A 13,476-nucleotide genomic window follows, 5' to 3' on the forward strand; every position below is an offset into this window, starting at 1 on the left:
ACGGCAGGCGTTTCGTCCTATCTCAACACTTGAAGCGACTCGATGCAAGGAGGATTGAATGCCCAACCGTTTACGCGAGCATGACGCACGCGCTGCGACACGAGGGTCCCCGCTTAGGCTCGCTCACTGGATGAAAGGTTTCGCACTCGTGCTGTCGCTGTCCGCGACCCACGCGTTCGCGCAGCAGGCGCCGGCCGCCGCCGACGGCGTCTACAACCTGCTCGTCGGCACCTATACGGGTCACGGCAGCGAAGGCATCTACGTGTACCGCTTCGATACGAAGACGGGCAGCGTCGCGCCCGTGTCGTCGGCCAAGACGGTGAATCCGTCGTATCTGTTGCCGAGCCGCGACGGCCGCACCGTGTATGCGGTCAACGAGCTGCCCGGCGACAACGGGCCGGCCACGCAGCGCGGCGGCATCAGCGCGTTCGGCTTCGATCCGAAGACCGGCACGCTCACCTTCATCGATCGCGTGTCGTCGGAAGGGAACGACCCGTGCTATCTGGCGCTGTCGCCGGACGGCAAGTACGTCGTGACTGCCAACTACTCGGTCGCGGCCGATCCGGGCGGCAGCTTCGCCGTATTCCCGGTGCGCGACGGCGGCGCGGTCGGCACGGCCGTGTTGACCGTGCACCACGAAGGCACCGGCCCCGTGAAGGGGCGGCAGGACGGCGCGCACGTGCATTCGACGGTGTTCTCGCCCGATGGGCGTTATCTGTTCGTGCAGGACCTCGGCGCCGACAAGATCTACGGCTACCGCTACACGGTCGACGGCAGCCGCGGGCTGATCAGTCCGACCGACACGCGCTACACGCCGGTGAAGCCGGGCTCGGGGCCGCGCCACATGGTGTTCGGCGCGGACGGCCGGTTCGCGTACGTGACGAGCGAGCTGAACGCGTCGGTCGAGGTGTTCGGCTATCACGACGGCAAGCTCACGCCGGTCCAGACGCTGCCGATGAGCGCGCCGGGCTTCAAGGGCAAGGTGGGCGGCGGCGCGATCCACGTGTCGCCGGACGGCCGCTTCGTCTACGCGAGCAATCGCGGCGACGCCAACGACGTCGTGATCTACGCGGTGAACCAGGCCGACGGCCGGCTCAAGACGGTCGGCCGCCAGTCGAGCCTCGGCAAGACGCCGCGCGAATTCCTGATCGATCCGAGCGGCAAGTGGCTGATCGTCGGCAACCAGGACAGCGACACGTTCTACGTGTTCAGCCGCGATGTCGAGAGCGGGCAGCTCGGGCCGAATCCGCAGAAGGTCGCGGTCGGTAGCCCGGTCGACTTCAAGCTGGTGCCGGTCGAGCAATAACGCGCAGGCGATGTAAAAAGGGCGCTGCCGATCAGGTCGGCAGCGCCCTTTGCGTTTGTGGACTGGCGTCGCGGTGCGGGCCGCGGCCCGCCGGTGCGCTCGGCTTCGCCCCGTTCTTCGCCCCGTTTCGCTCAGTCGGCGGCGGCCGGCACGAGCACCTCGCGGCTGCCGTTGATCCCCATCGGCGACACGAGGCCGGCCGCTTCCATCTGTTCGACGAGACGCGCGGCGCGGTTGTAGCCGATGCGCAGCTGGCGCTGCACCGACGAGATCGACGCGCGCCGCGTGCGCACGACGAACGCGACGGCTTCGTCGTAGAGCGGATCGGCTTCCGCGTCGGGCGCATCGCCGAACAGGTCCTGCGTCGCGCCGTCGGCCGCGGGACCGTCGAGGATACCTTCCTCGTACTGCGGCTCGCCGAACTGCTTCAGGTATTCGACGATGCGGTGCACTTCCTCGTCGGCGACGAACGCGCCGTGCACGCGCTGCGGGTAGCCGGTGCCCGGCGGCAGGAACAGCATGTCGCCCTGGCCGAGCAGCGATTCGGCGCCCATCTGGTCGAGGATCGTGCGCGAGTCGATCTTCGACGACACCTGAAACGCGACGCGCGTCGGAATGTTCGCCTTGATGAGGCCGGTGATCACGTCGACGGACGGGCGCTGGGTCGCGAGGATCAGATGGATGCCGGCCGCGCGCGCCTTCTGCGCGAGCCGGGCGATCAGCTCCTCGATCTTCTTGCCGGCGACCATCATCAGGTCGGCCAGCTCGTCGATCACGACGACGATCAGCGGCAGCGTCGACAGCGGTTCCGGATCGTCGGGCGTCAGCGAGAACGGGTTGCCGATCTTCTTTTCCTTTGCCTCGGCGTCGCGGATCTTCTGGTTGAAGCCCGCGAGGTTGCGCACGCCGACGGCCGACATCAGCCGGTAGCGCTTCTCCATTTCGCCGACGCACCAGTTCAGCGCGTTCGCCGCGAGCTTCATGTCGGTGACGACGGGCGCGAGCAGGTGCGGGATGCCCTCATAGACCGACAGCTCGAGCATCTTCGGATCGATCATGATGAGCCGCACTTCCTCCGGCGTCGCCTTGTACAGCAGCGACAGGATCATCGCGTTGATCGCGACCGACTTGCCCGAGCCGGTCGTGCCGGCGACCAGCATGTGCGGCGCCTTAGCGAGATCGGTGACGACCGGATGGCCGGTGATGTCCTTGCCCATCGCGATCGTCAGCTGCGACGTCGAATGCTGGTACTGCCGCGATTCGAGAATCTCCGACAGGCGGATCATCTGGCGTTTCGCGTTCGGCAGCTCGAGGCCCATGCAGGTCTTGCCGGGAATCGTCTCGACGACGCGGATCGACGTGAGGCCGAGCCCGCGCGACAGGTCCTTCATCAGGCCGACGATCTGGCTGCCGCGCACGCCGAGCGCGGGTTCGATCTCGAAGCGCGTGATCACCGGGCCCGCCGACGCGCCGACGACCGTCACCGGCACCTTGAACTCCTGCAGGCGCTGCTCGATTACCTGGCCGGTCTGCGCGAGGTGTTCTTCGCTGATGGGCTCGATGTCGTCCGATGCCGGCTCGAGCAGGTCGAGCGTCGGCAGCTCGACGTTGAAGGACGCGGGCGCGTGGAATTCGAACGCGTTAGGGCGCGGCGGGCGGGTTGGGGTGGTCGCGGCTTCCGCTTCGGCGTCGGGCGGCGTGGCCGGTTCCGCGGGGGCGGCGTTTGCGGCGGACGATGCGGGTGCGTCGGTCGGTGCTATGGCTTGGGCGAAGGTGACGGTGGCCGGTGTGGGCACTGCTGCCATTGCCGTAGCAGCGGCAGGCTGGGCGGCGGCGGCCGCGGGCGCGGTGCCGGCCAGCATGGCGCCGGGGAGCGATGCAGCGGTGAGCGTCGGCAGTGTGGCGCCGACGGGCGCGGCCGTCGATGTCGCGATCGTTGCTGCGGGCATCGGGTTGGTCGGCGACGAAGTAGCGGGCGCCGGCGTGCCGGTGTACGAATGAGCCTGCGGCGTCGTTGTGGGTGCGATCACGCGATCCGGAGCCGCGGCGTCGAGCGGCGCGTGGGAAACGGTGAAGGATGACGTGGGCGCTGCTGCCTGAGTCGAGGACGGCGGTGCCGCGAATGGCGCAATCGCTGCGGTCGGCGTCATAGATGTCATTGACGCGGGCGTACCGCTCGCCGTCGACGTGCCGCCAAATGCAGCGGTCGACCCGAACGTGGGCGTGGCCGTACCGACGGCAGCAAGTGCGCCCGCAGACGGAGCCGGCGCGATGCTGGCGGTTGGCGCTTGCGTTGCATGTGTCTGCGTGGCGGACTCGGCCGGTGTATCGACCGCCGGCGCGTCTGGCGTGCGGCTCGCGTGGGATGCCGACTCCGTGGCCGATGCAGGCGACGCGCCGGTGGCTGCGCGCTCCGTCGACATCGAGAACGATGCGGCCGTCTGCGTCACGGGAACGTTTGCCGTCGGATGCAAGACCGTCGAGCCGAGGGCGGCGGGGAGCGATGCGGTCGCAACGGCCGACATCGGCTCGGCGGCGCGCATCGCGGACTGTGCCGACGCATCGGTCGAAGGTGCGCGGGCAGGCGTCGCCGGTGCGATCGGCGATGCGAACGCGCGCGCCGCGGAAGCGGCGGTGTCGCTAGTCGTTGCCGTGGCGGGCGGGGCAGTCGAGACGGTCGATGCGGTGTTGGGCGTGTGGCTGCCGGGTTCGTACGGGCTTCCGGGCATGCTGGCGCGTGCCGGGGATGCTGCGGACGGTATCGGCGACGCGGGCGTTGCAAACGATGCGGGCAGACTCGGCGCGACGGGCGCTTCCGAGGACACTGCCGATGCAGGCGATGCCGATGCGGCCATCGCCGCGGCCGATTCCAGCGACGCTGACGGGCTCGGCGCGATGGGCGCTTGCGACGACGCTGCCGCTGCAGGCGACGCCGACGCCGCAGGTGCCGCGGGCGTTGCAAACGATGCGGGCAGACTCGGCGCGACGGGCGCTTGCAACGACGCTGCCGCTGCAGGCGACGCCGACGCGTCCGCAGTCGGCGAAGCCGGCATAGATGCGTTCAGCGCTCCGTGCGCAATTTGTTTCGCGGGTTCGGGCGTCCCTGCCATACCGTCGTTCGCGTCGACGAATCGGGCGATATCGGCGCTAACCGCTGGTTGCGCGAGGGCCCCGTCGCTGCTGCCAGCGCCCGCGCGGTCGACGTCACGACCCGACGCATTCGCCGACGGCGTACCGGCGATCGAACCCGCTCCGTCGACATCGCGAGTCGCCATCCCTTCCTGCACCTGGCGTGCCGAAATCGGTTGCGACTGCGACGTATCCAATGCGGAACTGGGCGTGTCGACGACGTCTTCCCAGGGCGCAACGTCGATCGGTGCATGGGATTCCGGCGCGGCAGCGCCGTTGACGGCATGTTCGCGTTCGCTGCCCGGACGGCCTGCGTGCGCGTGCGTTTCGACGCCGGGCGCTTTCGGCGCGTCCTGCGCTGGCTGATCGACGAGCCAGGAGCTGATGTCCACGATGGGAGCGTGCGCGCCTGAGCCTAATGGCATGAACGCATCCAGCACGATCGGTTCGCTGTCGGCGGAAGCAGCGGGAGCAGCGGGAGCCGATGTGGACGCAGATGCGGTTGCGAGCGCATCCGCCCGTCCGACGTCGTGCGGGGCGACCGGATGCTCATCCGAAGCGAGGGCGCCCGACGCGGCAACGGAGGCCGACTCGGACGCAACCACGCCGCCTGCCACACCAACCGCACCAACCGCCGCGACTGTCGCCTCGCTCCCCGAACTGCCAGCCGCTGCTGCCGTACCCGCCGCATTCCCCGGCCGCACCCCATCCAGCGCCGCCCACTGCGCGGTGCTGGCTTCGATCGAGCGCAGCGTGTCGTGAACGCTCGGCGCCGGCGTGATCGGTTCTGCGGGCTGCTGCACCCACGCGTAAAGCGGTGCGCGGGCGGGCGTCGGCGGCGCGGGGCGGCGCCGTGCCGGGTCAGCAGCCGGGCCGGCGGCGGCTCCCGTCGCCGGACGCGCTGCCGTGCGCGGCGGCGTCGCACCAACCGGGCGCGGCGCGCTCGGCTGCTTCGACGCCGCCACGGCTGCCGTCGCGGCTGCAGCGGCAGCTGGCCGCGCGGCGGTCGGTTGCGGTCGAACCGGCTGGAACCCGGCCGGCAGCGGCGCCGGATTCGGGCGCGGCCCCTGCGCGTTCGCGGCGGCGCGCGCGAGGCTGGCGGTGCTGCCGGTCGTCGGCGGCGGCATCGCGCTCGGCGTAGCCGGGACGGGCGGCGCCGGCATGCGCTTGGCCGGCGTCGGCTTCAGCCATCCCGACGGCGCGACCGGCTCCGCTAGCGGGCGCGCCGCGGCCTTGTTGCGCGGTTTCGGCCGGGCCTGCGGATCGGGCTTCCACAACGTCGGGCGCGAATACCGCCCGTTCTGGCGCGGCGCCATCGAATTGACCGTATGGGCGGTCGTCGGCTGCACGATGTCGTCGTCGCGATGCAGCGCGCCGCGCGGCAGGTCGGCGACGCTGCGCACGTCGTCGTCCGCGACGTCGCGCGCGAGCTTCACGCCGAACGACGCGTCGACCCACGCGGCGAACTGGCGCCAGCGAATGCCGGTCAGCCACGGCAAGCCGGCGAGCAACAGCACGACCATCGCGATCGGCGTGCCGATCGGGCCGAGCACGTGGGCGAAGCCGGCGGAGAGCGCATGGCCGAGCGCGTTGGTGTCCGGGCCGGACAACGGGCTCGTCAGCGCGCAGCTCGCGACGAACACCGCCGCGAAGCCGATCCAGAGGCGAATCGAGCCGCGGCCGGCGAGGCCGCCGCCGGGCAGCATCGCCTGAACGAGACGCCAGAAGAGAAGGAGGAACCAGACGGCGGAGATGCCGAACCAGCCGAAGACTACCGTGTGCATGCTTTGATGAAACAGGAAGAAGGGCGGGGCGCGGTGCGCGATCCGCCGAGTTTAACCGGCCGACGAACGAGATTGACGAGACTGACAGCGCGCCGGCGCAACATGAAGACGGCGAGGCCGGTTCAGGCTGCGCGACGCATGGATTCGAGGCCGCGCGACGCGGCGGCGCATGGCCCGCCCGCGCTCGGGCGCCGCATCAGCCGCCCCGACGCGTGAAGGTGAGCGTCTCGCCGGCTTCGGTCACGATCTGCAATTGCTGCGGCTCGCGCATCCGCACGCCGGTCTTCTGCACGTGGGCGAGCGCATCGAGGTACGCATGCTCGAGCTGGCCGCCCAGCGCGTTCGGACACGCCATGCGCGTGCCGGCGAGCGGCCCGAAGCTGAGCAGCCCGTTCTTGATCGCGTAGGTGCCCATATAGCGGTTGCAGCCCGAAAAGCCGCTCGCGCGCCGCACGCCCGACTCGGTCGACAGCGCGAGCCTGATCGGCTCGCCGTTGTCGCCGTGCGGAATCGTGCGCGGCGTGCCGTCGGCGGCGGCCCAGCTCGTGAGTTCCCAACTCGTGTCGTCGAGCAGCTGGACGGCGGCCGGATTGTACGGGTCGGGCGCGGGGGCGGCGGAATCGGGGTGGGTCGGCATCGCACAGGCGGCGAGAAGCGTGGCAAGCGTCAACGCGCAGAGCGGCGCGCGCAACGGGCGAAGCAGGCCGGTGCGTGCGCGGGCGGCGGACAGGTGGGACATGAGCCTCGTTCCTCTACGGATTCTGATCAAGGCGTAAGAGTAACGCACCGGCCCCGCGCGAGGCGAGCCGACACTTCGTGCGCGAAAACGTTCGCGCCCGCCCGGGCCGGCCACGCGGCGACGAAACGGGCCGAAGCGCCGACGGTGCGCGTGTTAACATCGACGCCGTTTCGTCCTCCAACAGAACCAGCGGGAAATCACATGCAGATCGGTCAGCGGCTCGGTACGCCGCTTTCACCTTCGGCCACGCGCGTCATGCTGCTCGGCGCGGGCGAACTCGGCAAGGAAGTCATCATCGCGTTGCAGCGCCTCGGCGTCGAAGTCATCGCCGTCGACCGCTATCCGGACGCGCCGGGCCATCAGGTCGCGCATCGCGCCCACGTGATCGACATGACCGACGCGGCTGCGCTGCGCGCGCTGGTCGAGGCCGAGCGCCCGCATCTGATCGTCCCCGAGATCGAGGCGATCGCGACCGACGCGCTCGCGGCCATCGAGGCGGCCGGCCTGGCCGAGGTGATCCCCACCGCGCGCGCGACGCAGCTCACGATGAACCGCGAGGGCATCCGCCGGCTCGCCGCCGAGGAGCTCGGGCTCGCGACCTCGCCGTACGCGTTCGCCGATTCGTTCGACGCCTTCAGCGCAGCGGTCGCGAAGATCGGGATGCCGTGCGTCGTGAAGCCGGTGATGTCGTCGTCGGGCAAGGGGCAGTCGGTGGTACGCAGCGAGGCCGACGTGAAGGCCGCGTGGGACTACGCGATGGCCGGCGGCCGCGTGAACCACGGGCGCGTGATCGTCGAGGGCTTCATCGATTTCGACTACGAGATCACGCAGCTGACCGTCCGTGCGATCGACCCGGCCACGCTGGCGACGCGCACCTACTTCTGCGAGCCGGTCGGCCACGTGCAGGTGGCGGGCGACTACGTCGAATCGTGGCAGCCGCAGCCGATGAGCGCGGCCGCGCTGCAGAAGTCGCGCGACATCGCGCACAAGGTGACCGAGGCGCTCGGCGGGCGCGGGCTGTTCGGCGTCGAGCTGTTCGTGCGCGGCGACGACGTCTGGTTCTCCGAGGTGAGCCCGCGGCCGCACGACACGGGCCTCGTCACGCTCGCGTCGCAACGCCAGTCGGAATTCGAGCTGCACGCCCGCGCGATCCTCGGGCTGCCGGTCGATCCGACGCTCGGCTCGCCGGCTGCGTCGGCGGTGATCTACGGCGGCCTCGACGAGCGCGGCATCGCGTTCGAAGGCGTGCGCGACGCGCTCGCCGTGCCGGGCGCCGACCTGCGCCTGTTCGGCAAGCCCGAGAGCTTCGTGAAGCGGCGCATGGGCGTCGCGCTCGCGACCGGGGCGAACGTCGACGAAGCCCGCGAGCGCGCGAAGCGCGCGGCGGCGGCCGTGCGGCCCGTGTCGTCGCGCTGACCGTCCGGGAGCGCGCGATGGCATCCAGATTGTCACGGCTCGGTCGGATCGCGACGCTCGGCGCCGCGCTCGCGCTGCTGGCGAGCCTGGCCGGCTGCGGCGTCGCGGCCGCGCCGTGCCGGATCGCATCGGCCGGGCTGAAGATCGTCCCGCTGGTCGGTCATGTGGCTGCCGCGCCGACCGACGCATGCGCCGACGTCATCGATCCATGATGGCCCGGGCGTCGGGCGTCGACGCGTCGTCTCCGACCAGCGCACGCCGCGTGCGTGCGTTCTCACCGTCTCATCCAAGGACCAGCATGATTCGCCAAACCTTCGTCGCGCTGGCGCTGGCCGGCGCCGCCGTTTCCGCTGCTTCGGCTGCGCATGCGGCGCAACTGACCGTCGAGGAGATCGACGCCGATGCGCGCCAGCCGACCGTGTACCAGTGCGCGAACGAGAAGCAGCCGCTGCGCGTGTCGTATTGGCGCGCCGGCAACGGCCAGAGCTTCGCGCTCGTGCCGGTCAACGGGCAGCAGATGCTGTTCGTCGACACCGTCTCGGGGTCGGGCGTGCGCTATCAGGCCGGCCGCTATACCTGGTGGACGAAGGGCAGGGAGGCGACGTTGCGCGACGAGATCGCCGATCCGAATGCCGCGCCGATGCTCGGCGACTGCGTGCAGGTCGACAAGAAGAAAAAGAAGAAGGGTTGAACGGTGCGGGGTTGCTGGTCGGCGGGGGCGGTTGATCGGCCTGGCGCGCCGCGGTGCGCGAAGGTAGGTGACTGCGGCGGGCCTGCGCTTCGGGCGACGGGGACTGGTTGCGGCGGCGCGGCTTGGGGCGATCCCGGCGATCCCAAGCGCCCCGCCGCCCTGAGCGACCGAAGCGCCCTGACCGACTGCAGCGACCGAAGCGACCGAAGCGACCGAGGCGACCGAGGCGACCGAGGCCCCGAGCCCCCGAGCCCCCGAGCCCCCGAGCCCCCGAGCCCCCGAGCCCCCGAGCCCCCGAGCCCCATACGGCCCCGAATCTCATCCATCGCCCGATCGGAATGTTTTGCCCGCGCGACGCCTTGTCGGCGTACATGACAAACCGGCGCGGGAGCCCATTCGCAGCGTTGTCACGGACAGATTCCGGCTCAGTGCTACAATATGTCCCTTTCCGCCGGCATTCGCGCCGAACGGAGTCCGCACGACCTGTGGCGCCCGATGTTCGATGTGAACCGGCCCCGGGCGCCAGAGCGGCGTCGCGCGGCGCGCCGCGGCTCCGTCTACTTCCGAAATGTGATGAGCGCAGGCCCGGCCGGCCTGACGCACGATGTCCCCGCCGCGCCTTTTGAGCGAAACGCCACCATGTCCGATTCTGTCGCCAAGCCTGCCGACGCAACCTTCGATCAATTCGGCCTCGCGCCCGATATCCTGAAAGCCATCGTCGAGCAGGGCTATACGACGCCGACGCCGATCCAGGCGCAGGCCATTCCGGTCGTGCTCGCCGGCCGCGACGTCATGGGCGCCGCGCAAACGGGCACCGGCAAGACCGCGAGTTTCTCGCTGCCGATCATCCAGCGGCTGCTGCCGCACGCCAGCACGAGCGCGTCGCCGGCGCGCCATCCGGTGCGCGCGCTGATCCTCACGCCGACGCGCGAGCTCGCCGACCAGGTCGCCGCGAACGTGCATGCGTACGCGAAGCACACGGCGCTGCGCAGCGCGGTCGTGTTCGGCGGCGTCGACATGAATCCGCAGATGGCCGAGCTGCGCCGCGGCGTCGAGATCCTGATCGCGACGCCGGGCCGCCTGCTCGATCACGTTCAGCAAAAGACGGCGAACCTCGGCCAGGTCCAGATGCTCGTGCTCGACGAAGCCGACCGGATGCTCGACATGGGCTTCCTGCCCGACCTGCAGCGCATCCTGAACCTGCTGCCGAAGGAGCGTCAGACGCTGCTGTTCTCCGCGACGTTCTCGCCGGAAATCAAGAAGCTCGCGTCGACCTACCTGCGCAACCCGCAGACGATCGAAGTCGCGCGCAGCAACTCGACCAACGCGAACGTCACGCAGATCGTCTACGACGTCGCCGAAGGCGACAAGCAGGCGGCCGTCGTGCAGTTGCTGCGCGGGCGCGGGCTCAAGCAGGTGATCGTGTTCTGCAACAGCAAGATCGGCGCGAGCCGGCTCGCGCGCAATCTCGAGCGCGACGGCGTGGTGGCCTCGGCGATCCACGGCGACAAGTCGCAGATCGAGCGGATGCAGGCGCTCGACGCGTTCAAGCGCGGCGAGATCGAGGCGCTGGTCGCGACCGACGTGGCCGCGCGCGGGCTCGACATCGCCGAACTGCCGGCCGTGATCAACTTCGACCTGCCGTTCAACGCGGAAGACTACGTGCACCGGATCGGCCGCACGGGCCGCGCCGGGGCGACGGGCGACGCGCTGTCGCTGTGCAGCCCGAACGAGCGCAAGCAGCTCGCCGATATCGAGAAGCTGATCAAGCGTCCGCTCGAAGTGCAGACGCTCGCACTCGACAAGCCGGCCCGCCATCGTCACGACGAGCGCGGTGAGCGCAATGAGCGCGGCGAACGTAGCGAGCGCGGCGGCCGTCGCGACCGCGACGAGCATCGCGGTGCGTCGGCGCGTCGTTCAGGCAGCGCCGAGCGCGGTGGTCATCATCGCCGCCACGACGCGCCGGTCGACGATTTTTTCCTGAAGCCGTACGAACCGTCGACGCCGGCGCAGCAACCCGAGGAGACGACGTCCGTCCAGCAGCCCGAGAAGAAAGGGCCGAAGCGGCAGGTCGCCGCGCTGCTCGGCGGGTTCGGCATGCCGCGCAAGCCTTCCGCATAAGCGGTCGGTTCAGGCAGTCGCCGCGGCGCGCGAGCGCCGTGGCAGCAACGGGTGCATGCGACGCGCATGCACCCGTTTTTCATTGGGCCAAGGGTTTGCGGCGGCGCGGCGCAGCGATGCGCAACGGTTCCCAACAATTCCCGACGGTCCTCCGCAGTGCGGCGTACGGCGGCGCGGTTGCCAACCGTGTGCGAGGCGTTCGGGTCGGCGCGCGATGCCACAAGCGGCTTGCGACGTCCGCCGCAGGCCGTTCTCGAAGGGACCAAGCCGCCGCTGACTGCGACCTACGCGCAGCGAGCCGCCGACACGCTTTGCATCACGCGCTTCGCGGCCCGAAACGCCGTGCCCACGCAGCGGTTGCGGCCGCGTAGAACGACTCGAGCGTGTCGCCCGCCAACTCGCCGTCGCCGGCGAGGCCGAGGTGTGCGGCGGCGGCACGCAGCGCCGGCAACGGATCGTCGCGTTCCAGCGCGAGCGCGCCCGTCTGTTTGCTGAGCTTTTCGCCGTTCGCAGCGACGACGACCGGCACGTGCAGATATGCGGGCGTCGGCACGCCGAGACAGCGTTGCAGGTAGATCTGGCGCGCGGTCGAATCGAGCAGGTCGGCGCCGCGCACCACGTGGGTGATGCGGGCGTCGGCATCGTCGACCACGACTGCGAGCTGATACGCCCATTGGCCGTCGGCGCGCTTGAGCACGAAATCGCCGACTTCGGTGGCGAGGTTCTGCTGTTGCTCGTGCTGCCAGCGATCGTCGAACCGGATGATTGCGTCCGCGCCGTCGGGCACGCGCAGGCGCCACGCACGCGCCGGTTTGCCGTGCAGCCCGGTGCGGCAGGTGCCCGGGTACGCGAGCGTCGTATGGCGCTCGTGCGCGGCGCGCAGCGAATCGGCGATTTCCTTGCGCGTGCAGCCGCACGGGTAGACGAGGCCCGCGGCGCGCAGGCGCTCGAGCTCGGCCGCATAGCGCGCGTCGCGCGTGCTTTGCCATACGGGCGGCTCGTCTGGCGTCATGCCGAAATGCGCGAGCGTCGCGAGGATGTCGTCGTCGGCGCCCGGCACGGTGCGCGGGCCGTCGATGTCCTCGATCCGCACGAGCCATGCGCCGCCGTGTGCGCGCGCGTCGAGCCAGCTCGCGAGCGCGCCGACCAGCGAGCCGAAATGCAGGGGGCCGGTCGGCGACGGCGCGAAGCGGCCGCGGTAGCCGTTCATCGGGAGCCGCAGCGGCCCGTGCTTACGCGGCCGCTGCGGCCTGCGCGCACGCCGGGCACGACTTGCCGGGCACGTAGTCCGGCGATTGCTGCGCTTGCGGCGTGACGACCGCGCGGCATGCAAAGCACGTGACGTTCCCGGTCGGCTGCAGCTGCGGGTTCAGCGCGGTGCGGTAATCGAACACGAAGCAGTCGCCGTGGTAGTGCGCGCCGCCGACTTCCTCGAAGTACTTGAGGATCCCGCCTTCGAGCTGGTACACGTGGTCGATGCCGATTTCCTTCATGTGGATCGCGGCCTTCTCGCAGCGGATGCCGCCGGTGCAGAACGACACGACCGTCTTGCCTTCGAGATCGGCGCGGTTCGCGTCGATCACTTCGGGGAACTGGCTGAACTTGTCGATCCGGTAGTCGAGCGCGTCGTCGAACGTGCCGACGTCGACCTCGAACGCATTGCGGGTGTCGAGCATCACGACCGGGCGGCCGTCGTCGTCGTGGCCGCGGTCGAGCCACGCCTTCAGCGTGCGCGCGTCGACCGACGGCGCGCGGCCGAGTTCGGGCTTGATCGCGGGCTTCTTCATCGTGATGATCTCGCGCTTCAGGCGCACGAGCATGCGGCGGAACGGCTGCGAGTCGGACAGGCTTTCCTTGAACTGCAGCGTCGCGAATTTGCCTTCGAACAGCGGATCGTGGCGGAGGTAGTCGACGAACGCGTCGGTCGCTTCGCGCGGGCCGGCGATGAACAGGTTGATGCCTTCCGGCGCGAGCAGGATCGTGCCGCGCAGGCCGAGTTCGTTGCAGCGGGCGGTGACGAGCGGGCGCCATTGCTCGATCGCGTCGAGCGACACGAAGTGGTAGGCGGCGAGGTTGACGATGGTCATGATGGTCCGACGGGAAAACGGCCGCGGCCGTGCGGCGCACGCACGGCGGCCCCGCAAAAAAGGGTGCGAAGCCGGGACGGTGATTCGAAAACCCATATTATCCCGCAAACCGGTCGCGCTCCGACACCTGGCCGTTCGGATATGGCGCCGCGTGCATCGGCCGAACGGCCAGGCACGGGGATTTTTTGGGCAGCCGTCGCGAC

At 70.1% G+C, this 13,476-nt stretch carries 9 protein-coding genes; 5 read left to right on the forward strand and 4 right to left on the reverse strand.

What is annotated here, in order from left to right; translation table 11 throughout:
* The first annotated feature begins 58 nt into the window (after positions 1-58).
* Positions 59-1,306, forward strand: coding sequence for a lactonase family protein (locus tag EX20_RS15345; protein WP_081054286.1), 1,248 nt, complete (start codon positions 59-61; stop codon positions 1,304-1,306).
* A 131-nt stretch (positions 1,307-1,437) separates the two neighbouring features.
* On the opposite strand, the gene EX20_RS32900 is transcribed toward EX20_RS15345, so the two are convergent.
* Positions 1,438-5,751 (reverse strand): DNA translocase FtsK, encoded by a 4,314-nt coding sequence (locus EX20_RS32900; protein WP_414629612.1) that lies wholly within the window; start codon positions 5,749-5,751, stop codon positions 1,438-1,440.
* A 664-nt stretch (positions 5,752-6,415) separates the two neighbouring features.
* Positions 6,416-6,958: an META domain-containing protein gene (locus EX20_RS15355; RefSeq protein ID WP_034194037.1), complete on the reverse strand. Its 543-nt coding sequence runs from the start codon at positions 6,956-6,958 to the stop codon at positions 6,416-6,418.
* A 201-nt stretch (positions 6,959-7,159) separates the two neighbouring features.
* Between EX20_RS15355 and purT the strand changes: the two genes are divergently transcribed.
* The 4 genes from purT (at position 7,160) to EX20_RS15375 (ending at position 11,186) form a co-directional block, all read left to right on the forward strand.
* The gene (gene purT / locus EX20_RS15360) at positions 7,160-8,374 is read left to right on the forward strand and encodes a formate-dependent phosphoribosylglycinamide formyltransferase (RefSeq protein ID WP_011885604.1); all 1,215 of its coding nucleotides are present in this window, start codon (positions 7,160-7,162) and stop codon (positions 8,372-8,374) included.
* 17 nt (positions 8,375-8,391) lie between these two features.
* A complete protein-coding gene (locus EX20_RS15365; protein ID WP_011885603.1) occupies positions 8,392-8,586 on the forward strand; it encodes a DUF6726 family protein in 195 nt (64 codons plus the stop codon).
* Positions 8,587-8,672: 86 nt separating this feature from the next.
* The gene (locus tag EX20_RS15370; protein ID WP_014723404.1) at positions 8,673-9,065 is read left to right on the forward strand and encodes an MliC family protein; all 393 of its coding nucleotides are present in this window, start codon (positions 8,673-8,675) and stop codon (positions 9,063-9,065) included.
* A 573-nt stretch (positions 9,066-9,638) separates the two neighbouring features.
* Positions 9,639-11,186, forward strand: a complete 1,548-nt coding sequence (locus tag EX20_RS15375; protein WP_034194038.1) for a DEAD/DEAH box helicase — start codon at positions 9,639-9,641, stop codon at positions 11,184-11,186.
* 316 nt (positions 11,187-11,502) lie between these two features.
* Here EX20_RS15375 and gluQRS read toward each other — a convergent pair whose 3' ends face one another.
* Both gluQRS and EX20_RS15385 read right to left on the reverse strand, forming a co-directional pair.
* Positions 11,503-12,396, reverse strand: coding sequence for a tRNA glutamyl-Q(34) synthetase GluQRS (gluQRS, locus tag EX20_RS15380; protein ID WP_011885600.1), 894 nt, complete (start codon positions 12,394-12,396; stop codon positions 11,503-11,505).
* Positions 12,397-12,418: 22 nt separating this feature from the next.
* Positions 12,419-13,273, reverse strand: a complete 855-nt coding sequence (locus EX20_RS15385; RefSeq protein ID WP_034194039.1) for a sulfurtransferase — start codon at positions 13,271-13,273, stop codon at positions 12,419-12,421.
* Between the last annotated feature and the right edge of the window lie 203 nt (positions 13,274-13,476).

The sequence above is a fragment of the Burkholderia sp. WP42 genome (assembly GCF_000745665.1).
Lineage (GTDB): Bacteria > Pseudomonadota > Gammaproteobacteria > Burkholderiales > Burkholderiaceae > Burkholderia > Burkholderia vietnamiensis.

Coding starts and splice junctions, on each gene's coding strand:
- EX20_RS15385 (WP_034194039.1), bottom strand. CDS start 13,273: ATGACCATCGTCAACCTCGCCGCCTACCACTTCGTGTCGCTCGACGCG.
- EX20_RS15365 (WP_011885603.1), top strand. CDS start 8,392: ATGGCATCCAGATTGTCACGGCTCGGTCGGATCGCGACGCTCGGCGCC.
- EX20_RS15355 (WP_034194037.1), bottom strand. CDS start 6,958: ATGTCCCACCTGTCCGCCGCCCGCGCACGCACCGGCCTGCTTCGCCCG.
- EX20_RS15345 (WP_081054286.1), top strand. CDS start 59: ATGCCCAACCGTTTACGCGAGCATGACGCACGCGCTGCGACACGAGGG.
- purT (WP_011885604.1), top strand. CDS start 7,160: ATGCAGATCGGTCAGCGGCTCGGTACGCCGCTTTCACCTTCGGCCACG.
- EX20_RS15370 (WP_014723404.1), top strand. CDS start 8,673: ATGATTCGCCAAACCTTCGTCGCGCTGGCGCTGGCCGGCGCCGCCGTT.
- EX20_RS32900 (WP_414629612.1), bottom strand. CDS start 5,751: ATGGCGCCGCGCCAGAACGGGCGGTATTCGCGCCCGACGTTGTGGAAG.
- gluQRS (WP_011885600.1), bottom strand. CDS start 12,396: ATGAACGGCTACCGCGGCCGCTTCGCGCCGTCGCCGACCGGCCCCCTG.
- EX20_RS15375 (WP_034194038.1), top strand. CDS start 9,639: ATGAGCGCAGGCCCGGCCGGCCTGACGCACGATGTCCCCGCCGCGCCT.